The organism is Rossellomorea sp. GCM10028870, from assembly GCF_042666755.1.
Lineage (GTDB): Bacteria > Bacillota > Bacilli > Bacillales > Bacillaceae_B > Rossellomorea.
The window spans coordinates 1247032-1263974 of record NZ_JBHTGN010000001.1; the positions used below are offsets into that span (position 1 = coordinate 1247032).

Sequence of the window (16943 nt, forward strand, 5' to 3'; positions counted from 1 at the left end):
GGGCATAATAACCAAAACAATTTGTCTTGGAGGGTTCATTCTTGCATACCAATGAACAGGCATTATCCATTTTTGCACTTGGTGGAATCAATGAAATCGGAAAAAATATGTATGTCATACATCATCGTGATGATATTGTCATCATTGATTGTGGAGGTAAGTTTCCTGATGAAAGTCTTTTGGGAATCGACTTAATCATTCCTGATGTCTCTTATTTGGAGAAAAACAAAGATAAAATTCGTGGGTTAATCGTCACGCATGGCCACGAGGACCACATAGGCGGCATTCCTTATCTTCTAAAAAAAATGAACATGCCTATTTATGCTACACATTTCACCCTGGGACTGATCGAACTAAAATTAGAAGAGCATAGGCTGATAAGAGATACAAAACTTGTAACCATCGACTCAAATTCAAACCTGAATTTCGGAACAATCGATGTTTCGTTCTTCAAGGTCAGTCACAGTATTCCGGATTGTTTAGGTATCGTATTTCATACACCGGAAGGAAATGTCGTACATACTGGAGACTTTAAGTTCGACTTAACCCCTGCCAATCATCAATACTCAGACATTCATAAAATGGCGAGGATCGGTGATGAAGGAGTGTTAGTTTTGCTTTCTGAAAGCACGAATGCGGAGCGCAGCGGCTTGACCCCTTCTGAACAAATGGTGGGGAACCACATGGATGAAGCGTTCTTGAAAGCCACTGGAAAGATCTTCGTCTCAACCTTTGCTTCCAATGTCAACCGGGTCCAGCAGGTAGTAGATGCTTCCATCAAGACAAACAGAAAGCTGGCATTATTAGGAAGAAGCATGATCAATGTGGTTTCAGTAGCCATGGAACGCGGGTATTTATCGGTGCCTGACGGGATGCTGATAGATGCCCGTGAAATTGATGCATTACCTCCCGAAAAGGTAGCGATTTTATGTACGGGAAGTCAAGGTGAGCCTATGGCCGCACTTGGTCGCCTATCGACTGGAAGCTTCCGGGACGTATACGTTTATCCAGGTGATACGATCATTCTGGCTGCTTCACCTATACCTGGAAATGAAAAGGACGTATCTCGAATTCTGGATAATTTGTTTCAACTTGGTGCCAACGTAATTTACGGAAGTGGAAGCACAACAGGCATGCATGTATCAGGACACGGGTATCAAGAAGACTTAAAACTCATGCTCACATTAATGAAGCCGACCTATTTCATTCCTATACATGGTGAATACCGAATGCTGCATCATCATCGAATACTCGCTGAATCGGTAGGAGTAGAAGCAGGAAATACTTTTATAATAAAAAACGGTGAAGTCGTCGATATTCAGAATTCCACTGCCCGCCAAACCCGTGCCATTCCTGCAGGGGATACCTTTGTAGATGGCTTAAGCGTCGGAGATATCGGATCCATAGTTTTACGGGATCGAAAACAACTTTCTGAAGATGGAATGCTTATCATTGTCATTACCCTTAGTAAATCGGAACACACGATTATTTCTGGACCTGATACCATTTCAAGGGGATTCGTGTTTGTACGAAACTCAGAAGACCTCTTAAAGGACGTAAACCATCTCGTCAGGAAAGTAGTAGATGAATTGTCTGCAGAAAATATTCGGGACTGGAAAGAAATGAAACAGGCAATCAAAAAAGACGTAGGTCAATACCTATTCAAACATTTGAAGAGGAAACCAATGATTTTGCCAATCATTATTGAGGTGTAGTTGGAACTGCCGGGTGCTTATGTGCCTGGCAGTTTTTAATAAAAAAAGCACCCAACAAAAGTCAGGTGCTATCCGATCGATTATTTCGCTACCTTGTTTCCTTCATAAATCTTCACATCTAAAGGAGCCGCTAAATACTCCGGTGCTCTCCCAACAAATGAAGAGAAATGCTCACTCGCATTGTGAGTCTCAACGGCAGCAGCATCCCTCCACGCCTCTACCATTGTATAGACACTTTCTCTTTCAGTATCTTTCATCAAGTCATATGAAATGTTTCCCTCTTCTGCTCTCGATGCTGCTACAAGTGGGCGAATCTCTTCTAAAAATGCTTGTTCTTTGGTTGGATTAATTTGAAATTCTGCATGAATAATAATCATATACTTTCTCCTCTTTTCTTATTTTTATTTCCATTCTGTGATGGACTCTACTGGCAGGCGAACAGATTTGTAGCCTGCATCTGCCGCTTTTCCGATTGAAATCAGCATGACTGGATAGTAACGGTCTTTGTCCATACCGTATGCTTCAGCAATTTGATCTTTTTCATATCCACCAATCGGATTTGTATCAAATCCGTGAGCACGTGCAGAAAGCATGAGCTGCATGGATACTAAACCTGCGTCGATGAGGTTCATTTCCCTGAACTGTTCAGTTGTCATCATTTGTAGTAATCCTTTAATAGATGGTAGCTGTCTGTCTCTTACTTCTGCAGGCATATACCCTTCTTCTACTGCTTTATTGTAAATCTCATCCGCATAGTCAAGGCTGTTCATATCTACAAATACCGCAATCACTGCAGATGAAGTTTGGACTTGCGTCTGATTGAATTTCGCAAGTGGTGCAAGTTTTTCTTTCCCTTCTGGACTATCGATGACTACAAAACGCCATGGCTGCAAGTTTACAGATGATGGTGCAAGAGTGGCTTCGGTTAGTATCTCTGTCATTTCTTCTTTACTGATTTTCACAGACGGGTCATAATTACGGATGGAACGGCGCCCTGTGATGATTTGGTTAAAATCATTGATTTTTGTTTGATTCATGATGCATTCTCCTTTATGAGTAAAATTTAGTATTCAATATCCTGAACATTATCCTGAATACGATTAAGCATGTCGGATAAAACCGAACGTTCTTCTTTTGTAAAGCCTTTAAAAACTTTAGAGATAAAGATCTCTTTCTCTTCACGATAAGCTTCTATTTTCTGACGGCCTTCCTCTGTCAGCCGGACAAATGTAAACCTGTTATCATCAGGATTTTTACGGCGGGAGACCATCCCTTTTCCTTCAAGCTGCTTTAAGTGTCTCGTCACGGCTGCACTATCAATATTCACTTCTCTTTGTAGAGCCGTTTGACTGATTTCTTCCACTTCAAACAACTTGTGCAAAAGATCCAAACGAGACTGACTAATTCCGGTACAGCGCTCAAACTTAGGACTCATTTGCTTATATATATCATTTAATTGAACGATTATCTTCTCTTCTTCACGACACGAGTTGGACAAAGCATCCTCCTCCTCCACTTTAATTGAGGGGTCAATCATTGACCTGTCAATTAATATAATACATAAGGTTTTATAAGTCAAACATATAGTTCTTGGGAGAAAACCCTAATGATTTTGAAGGAATCCTACATACAAATGCGGAAAGTCTGAAATGAGTTAAAACAGGAGATTTTTTCTGAATGAAAAAGGAAAAGGCAAGGTAATGAGGGAATCTCCTCTCTTACCTTGCCGTCTATATGCACTATAAAAACACTAATTATGTCATTTGTGTGAATTTACCATACGGAATTTCACAGAAAAAGACTTACTCCTTTGGTTGGTCTAACGCTTGGTAGGCAGCCTGGTATTTTCCACCTTCTGCAACCTCTGAATGATACAATGCTTTAAGAGCAAATGTACGCTCTAAATTCATCTCATCCATCAATACTTTCAGGCGCGCTTGCAATTCTTTATTATCTTTGATTAACAGTTTCATTTGTGATTTCATATATTTCATAAGGCTTTAACTCCCCTTTTCTAGTTGAACAATTCATCAAGTATAACATTGCTTATCACAGTACTAAAGGGATTTCTTAAGGAATACCCTGTTCACATCCTTCACTTCACACCCATTGGCAAGAAATGTCCGGATCATCGGAGCGTTATTTTTACTCGTCCCCCCAATATATTTTTTTGCATGAAACACACTAGCTAACAGACTAAGTGCCAGTTTATGTAGAATCTTGCTCTTTCCCTTGCTTCTTTCATCAGGAATCAATCCGAAATAAAACAGCCTTCCCTCATCTACCGTGCCCGGTTCTATATGTGGTATCATGACGCCAATTGGCTGATCACCTTCATAAATCGCAATACAGGAATCCTTATAGCTGTCACCCAGTTCGATTGCGACACTTTTCATTTGTTCTGGCATAGTTAAACGAGATGGAGCATTAAGAGAGCCCTCCATAGAATGCATCCAAATATGAGCAAACTCTTTTTCTGAAATCATATGTAAATTTTTCAATGTAAAAGAGTGTTTGATTTCCGACTTCTCAAGCTTTTTATGCACAGTCACAAATTCATCAACCAGGTCATATCCATTTCCCTCTAGATACTCATCCACTTCTCGGGAGAATGTTTGATTCACAAGAATCTTCAAGTTAGATAGGGAATGATAGGGCGTTGTCTGATCCAGGTAACTGACGAGTTCTTTCAGTTCTACAGTGGTCAAATCATTCGTATTCTCAATGGTCGCATAGTCGTTACCTTGAATGATTTTTATTTTTTCGATGAATGGCTTTTGATGTTTATTCAATGTATAGTCCTCCTTTTCTATCTGCTACATATTCATCATCTGAAAATAAAATCACTCGACACCGGTTTTTTTCCGACTTCCCTTGCCCACACGGATAATTGACCAATATGATGGATCTCATGGGTCACTACATGCTGCATAACTTTTTTGTATGTAAGTAGGTATGTTTTACCTGACCTTGATGTCATATTGAGTTCTTTCTTTCCATAGGCGGGAGTCCATAATGACAGAAAGTTTTCCGTTTGCTGCCTGGTCGTTCCTGAAAACTCAATGACTTCGTCAAGTGTCGAAATAGTATGTAAATCCTTTTTCATCACGGGTTTCCCTTGTAATTGATTCATCCAAATTTGCTCACAGTCCGCTACATGAAAGAGATTCTTCAGGATGCTCCCCATCCCGCCTATACGCTCTTTCGTCAGTTCATCCGGATCAATTTCCCTGCACCAATCAAACCATTCTTCCCGTATTTGCCAATTATAAGAAAAAAGTTCTAACATGCCCTCAACCTCTCCTTTGTATTTTAAGAATTCTTAAAGCCGTACTTCCTTATTCAGTGAACAATCCAACCACAATGATTCCTATGGCATTCAATGCAAAAAAAGTCCCGTATATCATCATGACCATGCCTGTTCCAAAACCAGAAGGATCAAATGGACTTACGGATAAACCAGTCAGGATAAAAACCACGGGTGTGAGAAGTAAACATACGACTCCATACCAAATTCTCTTCTTTTTATTCTTCCCTGCCAGCTTCATAACCATAAAGTTGGTGAAAGCTAAAATCGCCATAATGATCATGAAGAACAGAAATAAGACGCCCCAATCAGACAAAAAACCCCTCCTTATTTCCTCTTAATATACGCATCCAAATGGCCCCCCCAACTTAAAAGGGGCTTGCCTCTATTCATAGATGATCCCCTCAATTTCAGCTTAGAAAGATTTAAGTGAAAGGAAAAATAAGATGCCATTGATTACTCCCAGACTTAACAAAGTGATCAGTAAAAACGTTCTTCCCCACATTTTTTTAAAATATAAATATAACAATCCAAAAATATGAATCCTACCGTGATCAGACATAAAAAGAATTCTCCCATCATTTTCCCATCTACATGAATGCCCTCCACACGAACCCATTCAAATTTATGATTGAGATCCAGATGGATAGAGAAGAACATGAATCCCCACCCAACAAATTAAAAATTCCCAATAAACGAATGAGCGAGTACATACTCATCTCCTTTTTTGGATGATTATCTACAATCGATTCATATTCCAAAATGTTTTTTTGTACTCGCAATCCCATAAAAAAATCCTTTCTGCCTGTTCTTTTCTAGTAATACGAAAAAACAAACAGAAAGGTTTCAAATTATTCCAAATATATTATTAACTGGTAAAAACCCTATCTCCCAGATGTTTCCCCAAATAAATACCACTTGCAGCTGCCTGCGATAAGGAATGGGTTTCCCCCGAGCAGTCACCAATAAGATACAGATTTGACACATCTGTTTCAAAGTTCTTATCCGTCGGTAATTTCGGTTCATAATACTTCGCATCCAACCCGTAAAGAAGCGTATCATGGTGTATCGGTTCCCCAATAAGGCTTTCCAAAGAAGCAAAAAATTCCTTAAGCGCAATACTATATAATTCCGGAACCTCTTCCCTAAGATTCCCACATTCCGCTTTGAGGGACGGATCTACCAGATTCCCCTCTAGCGATTCTGTATTCCTATGTAATTTGAAATCTTCCAATCTCTGAACGACAATCCGCTCTTTTCCTTGATTGATCCCTCCTATAGTGCTCACTGCATAGTCCATTGCCTCACCATGGGAATGAAAATAACGCGGAACGAACAAACTGAAGTTCAAATTTGCACTTGGTATATCTTCTTCACGGGCATTTTGTCCATCAGGCATCACTACGCCATGCTGGTGCTTCCGTATGATCCTCCCTCGCGGATTCATACAATAGGTCGTCGCGCTGAATGAATGCCTTTCGATTTTCAGCTTCGTTTCAAACGTATCTTCTAATATCGATTGAAGCTGATCACCTTTCATTTCCACCCGAACCCCCATATCCAGACGTGTCTTTCCTGGAAAAAGTCCAAGTGATGCTGCTTGTTTTTTCATCCACGTGCTGCCGCTCATTCCTGTACCGATCACTAATTTCTCTGTCGTAAAGTCAACGCTATTAGCTTTCAAGTGAAAGCCCGCATCATGTTTTGAAATTGTCTCAACTCGTGTTTCAAAACTAAACGTAATGTGATTTTTGAGCACTTCATACATTCTTTGAAAAATATCACTCGCTAAACGTGTTCCTAAATGACGGACCTCAGTTGAAAGAACCTTCACGTCCACCATACTGGCTCGTTTTGAAAGCGTATCATTTTTCGTGCTATAGGACGGGATGATGTCACCGCCAAACTCACAGAGAATATCGTCTACTTCCTTCATCAAATCAAGTGTGGTTTGGTCTCCGATTTTCCTGCCGAGCTCTCCTCCGAAATCATTCGTGTAATTAAATTTCCCCTCTGATTTTCCAAGACCCGCAAACCCAATGTATTTACTGCACACTCCTTCACACGTACACACGCGCCCATCATCTAAACCGCATGTACGTTCACTCAGCTTTTTGCCGAGATCAATCATGTGGATGGAGATATGTTCATTGTGCTTCATCAAGGTGTAAGCGAGAAACACACTGCTCACTCCTGCTCCGATGATCGTGATGTCATAATGATTCGATTGCATCCTCTGCTCCCCTTTCTTAGTTGTAATCGTGCTTATGCCACTTTATATTAAAACGGTTAAAATCGATCTTTTTTAATTTCTCATTCAATTGACTTTCAGTGATTCTATCTGAATTCTCCCCACCAATGTGGTCTCCATTTCCATCGTACCATAAAACAGAGTTGTGGGAGGTCCGTCCCTCTATTTATCTTTCAAACTGTGATGAAGGTATGGAATGGAAGCAAGTGTCGAGATGGCTCCAGCTAGAACGATGGTCAGATCTGTACCTATTTCTTTAGCCAATATTCCTGCTAGGAATGCAGCGAGGGGCATGGATACCCAAGTCATGAGGCGGCTTGTAGCCTGCACCCTTCCCAATAAGTGATCTGGTGTCAGCGTTTGCCGGATTGTGATGATACAAGGACTCATCATTGAAGCACAAAAGGTCCCTATTGCGTTCATGGTCACAAGCCAGAAATAGGTTTCTGCCAGCCCGAAATAGAGAATCGAAAGTCCTCCAATGACAGAGGCCGTAAATAATATGCTCCGATAAGAAAACCGCTTCCGAAAAAGGTTTGACGTAACCGCGCCAAGAATGGCACCTACTCCACCCATTGATAATAACCCACCAATCATGACCGTATTTAAACTGATGGAATCTTTTAAGTGAAATACCAGTAATGTGAGAAACAATGTAGTTCCGAACACAGAAGATACCATGGCTAGATTGGTGTACAAGATTGGCTTGGTCTTTACAACGAATTCAAATCCCTCCCTGATCTCTCCCCATATGGAATGCCTTGATAAATCTCTCTCATTTATCTTCATCCGGAGACTCGCAATGGCAAGAAAAGATACCAGGAAGCTGACGCTGTTCACTACCAGGGCATATCCTGGATTCAAAAAGGATATAATCAGCCCTCCCAAACCTGGTGCCAGAAAGACCGCTAAATTAAATATCCCGGAATTTAGTGAATTCACAGCTTGAAGGTCTTCTCTTCTCACCAGGCTTGGTACTGAAGCAAATTGAGATGTATTGTATATTTGGCTTAAACATCCGATACCAAACACAATGGGATATACCATCCACATCTCCAGTACCTTCAAGATAAATAGAACCCCAATCATCCCGACAAGTAAACATCTTCCTAGATCGCATAAAAGCAGGAGGTGCTTCCGGTTGAATTTATCGGACATGATACCGGCGAAGGGCTGCAATAGAATCGGCAGACGTTCAAGTGCCGCCACAATACCCATACTCACAGGTGATCCAGTGAGGGATAATACCATTAGAGGAATTGCGATTAAATAGATTTGATCTCCGAAAAATGAAATCAGATTCCCACCCATGAATCGGAAAACAGGATAGTTTTTCTTTAAGGGCGGGAAATCTTCCACTTGATTTAGTCTGACCGCACGCTCACCCATATCATTTCCCCCTTTTAATCCTCGGCTAAATACTGCATTAATTCATTCGATAAAGATTGAACCGCATTCTCCTTCAGGCGATACTTCCCATCCAGAGTTTCGACCAGCCTTGCGGACCTGAGTATTTTCAAATGATGATGGACCGTCGACTTCCCCATGTTCAGCTCATTCGTGATTTCCTGAAGTGTACGATCTGACCCCTTCAGCAATTTCACCATTCTGAGGCGCGCTTCATCCCCAAGGGCTTTATGCTTTTGGACCAGAAAATAGCTTGGCATATCCTTATCATCCGGATAAATGCTTTCATTGGCTACGGGGTAATAAAACACCTTGACTCCTTCAACATCTCCTTCTACGTTCCAAGGACGATAAATCGATTGGGGGATCAACAAAACTGTATGCACTCTTGGCTCGGGCAAATAAGTGATACCTCCCGTTGCCCATTCTACTAACGCTTCGGACTTTAGATTTCCACTCATCTTTTCCTTGGATTGTTTATCCCTTTCCAGTATTTGAGATAGTGTCTCTTTATGAGGAATGATCACTTCTTTATACCACCCGGTCATGACACTCTTCAGGTGGTTCCTAAGGTCATGAACATTTGTGGTGCAGATGAATTCAATATAATCCGGAAAAAACGGGTTATCCTCTGTCTGCTTTTTCAATCTGTTTCTTGATGACTCATCTCCTTCTGAAGCATGCGTTCGAAGTTCTTGAAATTTCATCCCTATGTATGGAATGCAGATGAATCTTAGTCTTTTATCTTCCAACCCATCCAGAAACATGATAAATTCAGATAAATCCCGAAACTCTTTTTGATGCAACAAGAGAAGTAGGGATTTCCAGGTATTATTCTTTTCAGCGTATTTCAAATCCCCTATCAACGGTTCAGATAAAGATCTCATTAACTTGTCCCATGACTCTTTTGGTTTTTCAAACGTATCGATAAGCCTTGTATTTGTGATGGCAGCAATCCCCAAAGCGCATTCCCAAAGAAGAGAAGCCTCAATTCTTACTTCGTATGTCTCTCTTTTTCGGCTGGTCGTATGGAATACATCCAAATTGGAACACCTCAATCCCAAAAATTTCTTCCTACCATTTATTCTATATTTATAGAACGATAAATTCAACATATGTTGAATATTTTCTGGAAAAGTAGCATATTTTTAATAAAACATTGTTTCTTCGCTGCTTATTGGATAAAATGACTCAAATCTTATGTGATTATTAGCTGTTGTTACCAAATATGGCTTTTCGTACTGGCATTCATTAATATTAAAGTCGTTCGATAGAAGAATTGCGTCGTTTTCTTTCTTAATTGCGTCAAAATTAATTTTATTGCGTCTATTAAACGGAAATTGCGTCAGGATCGAGTGGAATTGCGCCAAAATAGTGGTTAATTGCGTATTTTAACAAAATATGGAATAGAATCTCATATTCAGTCTCAACAATCAAAAAAACACACAAATTCCACTCAGGAATTCATGTGCTTCATTTAAAAAAGTATTAAGATTTCACTTTGTCTTTTTTAATTTGCTTACTTCTTAACTGACCGCAAGCTGCATCAATGTCCGTTCCTTGTTCCACTCGGACCCCACAGTTGATTCCATGTTCAAGTAATGTACCGTAGAATTCGACAATCGCTTCTTTCGTACTTCTTTGATATTGGTTGTGTTCGTCAACCGGGTTATAAGGTATCAAGTTCACATAAGAAAGGTGACGCTTGTTTTTCAGCAGTTTGGCCAGCTGAATGGCTTCTTCTTTATGATCATTCACATCACTTAACAAGATATACTCAAAGGTAATGCGTCGATTTGTTTTTTCTAAATAGTAATCAATAGCTGGCATTAATTTCTCTAACGGGTATGCACGGTTGATCTTCATAATCTTCGTACGCAATTCATTGTTTGGTGCGTGCAAGGAAACGGCCAGGTTGATTTGAATGTTTTCGTCGGCAAATTTGTAAATCTTATCTGCCAGACCACTTGTTGATACGGTGATATGACGCGCTCCGATGGAAAGACCTTTTTGGTCATTCACCACCCGGAAGAAGTCCATCATGTTATCGTAGTTATCGAATGGTTCACCAATTCCCATTACAACGATATGACTGACTCGTTCTCCATTTCCTGCTTCATCCAAGTGATGTTGGACGTTCATGATTTGTTCAACAATTTCACCGCTTGATAGGTCCCGGTTCTTCTTGAGTAGTCCACTCGCACAGAATGTACAACCGATGTTGCATCCGACTTGAGTCGTCACACATACACTCAGTCCGTAATTGAAACGCATAAGAACTGTTTCTATTAGGTTACCATCCTCAAGTTTGAACAAGAATTTGATTGTGCCGTCCTTAGATTCCTGTTTAACCTCTTGAGTGAGTGTATGAAGATAGAAGTGATCGTCGAGCAACTGTACACAGTCAGCGTTCAGATTCTTCATATCGGTAAAGTTTGTCACTCTCTTTTTATATAACCAATCCCATACCTGAGCCGCACGGAACTTCTTTTGACCGTGCTCGACCAGCCATGTTGTCAGTTGATCTAATGTTAATCCATATATGGATTTCTTTTCCATTTAAAACCCTCATTTCGAAACTCTACAATTTTCTACTTATCTATACTACTTAAAGTATGGCAATGTTTCAAGGGATTTATAAGTGTTGAGAAGAATTGGAATTCCGTAATATAGTATAAATACAATGAAAAAATACGCCGAGACTCTGCCCAGCGCATCCTTCTAATGATTGATCCTTTGAATGAAATCATCCAATTTTTCTTTGTCTTTGAGCTTTTCATTACACTCATCACTATCCTGGCAGATGTAATTTCCTTTCTTCACAAAGGTTCCTTGAGATGACGTTTTCGATTCAGACATATAAAACCCGATGCTTCCGAAGCTATTGCAAATCGTACAAATTCCTTTTTTGCTGCTGCTTTTGAAGGTACCTTTGAATCCTTTTAATTTACCTTCATACTCAGCAACGATATATTTTCGCTCCTGTCCGTAATCATTCCAGCCTAAATAGGAGAGATCCCTGAAATCGATATTTGCCCAATCAGGTGTCTTTAGCTTTTTCACTTTCGGGAATAACTTTTTCAATGAGGCATCAGAAACAGATGGAAATGGAATCACATAAGACTTTAATCCAATTAATAAATCCTCCGCGTGGTCAGTATCACTGATATCCCCGATTGGATCAAGTATGTCCTGTTGAGCTTGAGACAACCCATCAAACAAATTTGTCACCTTATCTTTCACAAGTCCTTTCAACGCTTGAAGTACACCTAGATCATTCACTGTTGAATATCCATTGATCAGCACCTGAGTCTGATACGCAATGAAATTATATTGATCATTTCGAATAAATGGTTCCATATTAATCGCTCCTAGAAACATTTGTCTCATCATCTTAAATGGTATGTTCAAGATGAGTCAAGGAGCACGGGCATTCCGTGCAACCTCATTAATAATATATAACGATTCATGGCAGAAAGATATGTTGAGTTTGGTTCAGAATCAAACAATACATAAAAAAGCACTGACATAAACATCAGCGCTTTTTGTACACGATTTTCTTAATTGTTTCTGGTGAAAGATAATGATGAGCGGCTAATTCTTGAATCGTCTTTCCATTCAAAAAATCCTCTTGGATCTTAACATTTCGTTCATCAATTGCTTTTCTACTACCAGAACGGCTGCCCCATTTTCGGTATTTCACCTTAGGTTTAGGTATATAAAGGGTTTCCCCCTGTACATATTTCTGGATTTCAACAAGAAGGGATTGTGGTAAAACACTCTCCGCTTTTACATATTTCATTTCAGTCAGCCCCTTATTTTCTGATAAATAAAGTAAATAAGGTGCAAAGCCGACTTACTAGAAATGTACTTTAAGGGCGATCAGTCAGCGTCCACCCCATGCAAAGTATCGCCTTTCTAATAATAGGCTTTGCATGAGACGCTTGGGACTCTGGCAAGATTGTTCTCATTACCATGTCACCACCTCCTTTAAGGTCTCCTTCATTTTATTCTATTATAAAACAAATGCGGTTGAATCACATTATGATAAACAGCCTTACTTTGACTCCTCCCTAAAAACACAACATATGGTATAATCTTCTAAATATCTTAAAGGAGTTGTTCCCATGTTTTCATTCACAGTAGATCAAGAAATCTCGATCGAGCTATTTCAACAGCATCACAAAGAGGAGTTATACGAACTGATTGATTCAAACCGGGATCATCTTCGCAAGTGGCTTCTATGGGTTGATAAACGCCGGTCTCCTCAGGATTTAGAACCGATCATCCCCCTTTGGATTCGGAATTACGCGGATAATAACGGATTCGATGCCGGGATACGTTATCGAGGGGAATTAGTCGGCATGATCGGGCTGCATTATATTGATTGGAAAAGCAAGAGCACCAGTATTGGTTACCTTCTTTCGGAAGAAGCACAAGGAAAAGGGATCATTACCCGAGCCGTGTCCTCTCTATTAAACTATCTATTTATTGAAATGGGCCTCAACAAGGTAGAAATCCAATGTGCCATCAACAATAAGAAAAGCATCGACATCCCGAAACGATTAGGATTTACCAAAGAAGGAATCTCTAGAGATGGACAATGGCTATATGATCATTATGAGGATCTTGTAACGTATAGTTTATTAAGGAGAGATTGGGTTAAGTCTTAAGGAGCCAATCTTTCCGAGGGCGATACTCCTCATTGAAATCGCCCTTCTATTATCTTCACACACAACCTAGGGTAAGACTAAATTGCCTCACCCATATTCAAAGCTTTATATGAATGGATCGATTCCTACCCTGCCGTATTAAATAAAAATAATTTCTTCCGTCCCTCTGTATTCTCTTGGAGAAAGCCCTACATATTTTTTAAACGTACCACTAAAATAATTAGGTGTATTGAAACCAAGCTCTTCAGCAATATACTCAATTGTATGGTTGGTATGACGCAAAAGCCACACAGCACGCTGAAGACGAACAAAGGTGACATATTCAACAAAATTCCGTCCTGTTTCTTGTTTAAAAATCCTGCTGAAATACGGTACACTAAAATTAATCTGTTCAGCTACTTGTTTTATTGAAAGATTATCTGTACAACAATGAGCTATATAGTCCGTACATTTTTGAATCTGCTGGTCCTTTGTGATTTCTTCATAATAACGAAGGGTTAGTCTCTCATATGGTGACGTACGCCGTGCTTTATATGCTTCCCTGTATGAATGATGAAGGAGAAGTGGTTCTCGATAGATGGATCCTACACCAATATAAAGATGGATCCCATACTCCCTTTCTAATTCCCCAATCGCATCAAGTATTCTGGCTTCCCCTTGTTTCCAGTGTTTTAAGGATCCGTACTTTGAAGGAATCCGAATGAGCATTAGTAAGTGTTTACGATATGATAGAAAAGAAACCCCTTCTTCCTGAAAGCGCTTTCTTAAATGACCTTGAATAACCATAGATGCTTGCCACTCTTGCTCTTCTTTCCAGGATGTGCATCTAGTGAACCCCTGAATAAAACACACCACATTTGGCAGCCCATCCATTGGAAAGAGAGGTCGGGATTGAATCAATTCCTCCTCAGAATTTATTTCCCCAGAAAGTAATCTTCGTAAAAATGCTTCTTGAAAAGGAAACGTGTGGTTCCCTTTCTTTGGTTCCGGATGATGACCCAAGACATTATCACTATTCAATATATGACCCTCACTTGAAATACCCCCTATAACTTGCTTTAACATTCGAATGAATTTATGTTTCTTTACAGCCTTGACTAGTAAACTGCTTAATTTTAACTCCATTGCAAGGGGTGAAGTATATAATAATGATGGTTCCAGTAAAGGAATGATTTTACATTCTTTATGACGTTTTTGAAATCGATGTATTTTTACCCAATCAAGCCATGTGCTTACTTCAAAAATTGCTATATGTATATGAGACGGTTTCACTTCCTCCTCCACCAGTGCAATGCTTCCCATAAATTCTTCGGTAATCCAGTCTTCCAGCTTTTCATATTCCATTTGATCTTTTACGACTAGCTTCATTGAATACACTTTGGCTTATATCCTGCCTTTCTATGATACATAATGATGTCTTATTCTAGTTTCAATTATAGAATAAAAATTAGATTATATTAAATATTTGTATATTTCTGATAATTTATTGTAAGGTATATATTCTTCTTATATCGTAAAATCAATTTTATACTATCTTATTGGTAAAGGAGGACAGTAATCAGTTATCAATAATCAGCAAAAGCACAAACCTTAAGGAGGGGTCTTTAATGGCTGGAGAGTATTCAGAATATGACTATGTTGCTGCAGACACTATAGATGTCAGCGAACTTGAACCACTCGATCCGGAAACAAGAAAAATCATGAAGGGTGAATTCAGTACTGGAATTAAACTTACGCTATTTTATTATGTTTTTATCTTATCAATCCCGATATTGAATTGGTATGCAGATGGTTTTATGTTCTCACGTATGTGGGGTGGTATGACGTATAGCTGGTTTTTCACAAGTATCGTGGCCATGGCGATGGCTTTCATCATTGCCTATGTACATACTACTCTTTATGAGAAACGTTTAAAGAATCATCGCCACATTCCCACTCACTCCAGCACATCTTCTGAGGAAAGGAGAATCAATTGATGGGTGTTTTACTAGAACCAAAATTCCTATTAACGCTCCTCTTAATGGGGACGATTGTTTATATCACCTATTTATCAAAAAGAAATGCTACCGCTTCTGATTATTTTGTTGGTGGTAGAAGCTTTGGCTGGTTTACTAACGGTTCAGCTATAGGTGGAGACTATTTAAGCGCAGCCACATTTCTTGGTATTGCCGGTTTAACCTATCAGCTTGGGTATGATGGAGCTTATTATGCATTTTGCTTTTCTATCGGTTTGACTCTTTTGGCTATTTTCGTAGCAGGTCCACTTCGTCGATTCGGCGCCTATACAGTGGCAGACTTTTTAGCGTATCGTTTTCACAGCAAACGTGCACGCCTCGCAGCTGTTGCTGTGGTTTTAGCCATTTCAGGCTTCTATGCAGCCCCACAGTTACTTGGTGCTGCGCAAATTTTAAGTATGTTCTTTGGGACAAGCTATGAATTTGGTATCATTTTCACTTGTTCTGTCATGATTTTTTACGTTGGAACCGGTGGTATGAAGGGTACTACACTTAACCAGGCTCTCGAACTATGGATTCGTCTTGGTGCCTTTCTTCTTATGGTTGGTGCTGCTATCTATGGTGGACTCCATTACCAGGAAATCCTGGCTTCGATTAATGAATTTAAAGGGGTTATTTCAGGAACTGCTGGTTTTACTACTGATGGAAAGGATATACCTTTTGATGGTGCTGCTTGGACAGGTACCGGTAATTACTTTCCATCATTCTGGCAAACCATATCAATGACCATCGGACTTTCACTCGGTACGATTGGACTTCCGCATATTTTGCTTCGTTTCTACACAAACCCTAGTGCTAAAGCAGCTCGTAAGTCCGCTCTTATGGCAATAGGTATTGCAAGTGTATTCTTTTTCTTTGCCGTATATCTCGGAGTGGTCGGGCGCTCGATTTTTCTAAGCGGAGACACAGATCCAGGTGTTATGAAAGACCTTTTAGCCGGAGGAAACAATATGGTTGTTCCTTCTACTGCCCAGGCCCTTGGTGGGGAGTGGCTGCTTGGTCTTGTTATTGCAGGGGCATTTGCTGCCGTCTTTTCAAACCTTTCTGGTTTATTCATTGCAAGCTCCGGTGCATTGGCGCATGATTTATATGCAACATTCTTCCGAAAAAACATTACAGAGAAAGAACGTGTTTTAGCCGGAAAGGTTTCGATTATCATTCTTGGTATTCTATACGGTGCTCTTGGTCTAATGGTAAAAGAAGCTTCCATCGGCCATCTGGTGGCATTGGCGTTTACTGTTGCAGCGAGTACGTTTACACCAATCTTCATCCTGGGTATATGGTGGAGGGGTATGACAGAGAAAGGTGCAATTGCCGGTCTTGTTATAGGTCTAATTGCTTCTATGTACATGATTTTCTTTAAAACTACCCTACCTGAATTTCTACAGTTTAATGTACCCGGATTAATAACGGTGCCGGTTGGATTCCTTTCTGTGTATATCGTTTCAAAGATCGATCGCAGAGTACCTGGAGATGTAAACGAATTCATGAAAAAAGTTCATTCTAAAGAATCCGAAGCTGCTTAAATATAAGTAGTTGATAAAAAGACGGTTACAATAGATGAAGCATGGTCTT

Annotated in this window: 18 protein-coding genes; 4 read left to right on the top strand and 14 right to left on the bottom strand. The window is 39.8% G+C overall.

What is annotated here, in order from left to right; genetic code table 11:
• The first annotated feature begins 41 nt into the window (after window positions 1-41).
• Entirely contained in the window at window positions 42-1715 is a 1674-nt protein-coding gene (locus ACFQWC_RS06555) for a ribonuclease J (RefSeq protein WP_299741221.1), read from the top strand.
• A gap of 80 nt (window positions 1716-1795) precedes the next feature.
• Here the strand turns inward: ACFQWC_RS06555 and ACFQWC_RS06560 are convergent, their stop codons facing one another.
• The 13 genes from ACFQWC_RS06560 to ACFQWC_RS06620 all read right to left on the bottom strand — a co-directional run bounded on the left by ACFQWC_RS06560 (window position 1796) and on the right by ACFQWC_RS06620 (window position 12482).
• Window positions 1796-2092 (bottom strand): putative quinol monooxygenase, encoded by a 297-nt coding sequence (locus tag ACFQWC_RS06560; protein ID WP_377106614.1) that lies wholly within the window; start codon window positions 2090-2092, stop codon window positions 1796-1798.
• A 24-nt stretch (window positions 2093-2116) separates the two neighbouring features.
• On the bottom strand, window positions 2117-2752 hold the full coding sequence (locus ACFQWC_RS06565; RefSeq protein ID WP_299741219.1) for a nitroreductase family protein: 636 nt from the start codon (window positions 2750-2752) through the stop codon (window positions 2117-2119).
• A gap of 26 nt (window positions 2753-2778) precedes the next feature.
• On the bottom strand, window positions 2779-3213 hold the full coding sequence (locus tag ACFQWC_RS06570) for a MarR family winged helix-turn-helix transcriptional regulator (RefSeq protein ID WP_377106616.1): 435 nt from the start codon (window positions 3211-3213) through the stop codon (window positions 2779-2781).
• Window positions 3214-3517: 304 nt separating this feature from the next.
• Complete coding sequence (locus tag ACFQWC_RS06575) at window positions 3518-3709, bottom strand: hypothetical protein (RefSeq protein WP_148993760.1); 192 nt, start codon at window positions 3707-3709, stop codon at window positions 3518-3520.
• Between the two features lie 63 nt (window positions 3710-3772).
• Window positions 3773-4507 carry a hypothetical protein gene (locus ACFQWC_RS06580; protein ID WP_377106618.1) on the bottom strand — a complete coding sequence of 245 codons (735 nt, stop codon included), beginning with the start codon at window positions 4505-4507 and terminating at the stop codon, window positions 3773-3775.
• A 35-nt stretch (window positions 4508-4542) separates the two neighbouring features.
• A complete protein-coding gene (locus ACFQWC_RS06585) occupies window positions 4543-5004 on the bottom strand; it encodes a DinB family protein (RefSeq protein WP_377106620.1) in 462 nt (153 codons plus the stop codon).
• A gap of 49 nt (window positions 5005-5053) precedes the next feature.
• Window positions 5054-5338 (bottom strand): hypothetical protein, encoded by a 285-nt coding sequence (locus ACFQWC_RS06590; protein ID WP_299741215.1) that lies wholly within the window; start codon window positions 5336-5338, stop codon window positions 5054-5056.
• Between the two features lie 552 nt (window positions 5339-5890).
• Entirely contained in the window at window positions 5891-7255 is a 1365-nt protein-coding gene (locus ACFQWC_RS06595) for an NAD(FAD)-utilizing dehydrogenase (RefSeq protein ID WP_299741214.1), read from the bottom strand.
• 180 nt (window positions 7256-7435) lie between these two features.
• Window positions 7436-8662 carry an MFS transporter gene (locus tag ACFQWC_RS06600; protein ID WP_299741213.1) on the bottom strand — a complete coding sequence of 409 codons (1227 nt, stop codon included), beginning with the start codon at window positions 8660-8662 and terminating at the stop codon, window positions 7436-7438.
• A 14-nt stretch (window positions 8663-8676) separates the two neighbouring features.
• Window positions 8677-9723: an ArsR/SmtB family transcription factor gene (locus ACFQWC_RS06605; RefSeq protein WP_377106623.1), complete on the bottom strand. Its 1047-nt coding sequence runs from the start codon at window positions 9721-9723 to the stop codon at window positions 8677-8679.
• Window positions 9724-10168: 445 nt separating this feature from the next.
• Entirely contained in the window at window positions 10169-11239 is a 1071-nt protein-coding gene (gene rlmN, locus ACFQWC_RS06610) for a dual-specificity RNA methyltransferase RlmN (RefSeq protein WP_299741211.1), read from the bottom strand.
• A gap of 162 nt (window positions 11240-11401) precedes the next feature.
• Complete coding sequence (locus ACFQWC_RS06615) at window positions 11402-12040, bottom strand: FusB/FusC family EF-G-binding protein (protein WP_377106625.1); 639 nt, start codon at window positions 12038-12040, stop codon at window positions 11402-11404.
• A gap of 175 nt (window positions 12041-12215) precedes the next feature.
• Window positions 12216-12482, bottom strand: coding sequence for a CD3324 family protein (locus ACFQWC_RS06620; protein WP_299741209.1), 267 nt, complete (start codon window positions 12480-12482; stop codon window positions 12216-12218).
• A gap of 325 nt (window positions 12483-12807) precedes the next feature.
• On the opposite strand from ACFQWC_RS06620, the gene ACFQWC_RS06625 reads away from it, so the two are divergent.
• Complete coding sequence (locus ACFQWC_RS06625; RefSeq protein ID WP_299741208.1) at window positions 12808-13353, top strand: GNAT family N-acetyltransferase; 546 nt, start codon at window positions 12808-12810, stop codon at window positions 13351-13353.
• Window positions 13354-13491: 138 nt separating this feature from the next.
• On the opposite strand, the gene ACFQWC_RS06630 is transcribed toward ACFQWC_RS06625, so the two are convergent.
• On the bottom strand, window positions 13492-14721 hold the full coding sequence (locus ACFQWC_RS06630) for a helix-turn-helix domain-containing protein (protein WP_377106628.1): 1230 nt from the start codon (window positions 14719-14721) through the stop codon (window positions 13492-13494).
• A gap of 239 nt (window positions 14722-14960) precedes the next feature.
• Between ACFQWC_RS06630 and ACFQWC_RS06635 the strand changes: the two genes are divergently transcribed.
• Window positions 14961-15329 carry a hypothetical protein gene (locus ACFQWC_RS06635; protein WP_299741206.1) on the top strand — a complete coding sequence of 123 codons (369 nt, stop codon included), beginning with the start codon at window positions 14961-14963 and terminating at the stop codon, window positions 15327-15329.
• Window positions 15326-16894: a sodium/solute symporter gene (locus ACFQWC_RS06640; RefSeq protein WP_377106630.1), complete on the top strand. Its 1569-nt coding sequence runs from the start codon at window positions 15326-15328 to the stop codon at window positions 16892-16894. The genes ACFQWC_RS06635 and ACFQWC_RS06640 overlap by 4 nt, the downstream gene beginning before the upstream one ends.
• The last annotated feature ends 49 nt before the right edge of the window (window positions 16895-16943 follow it).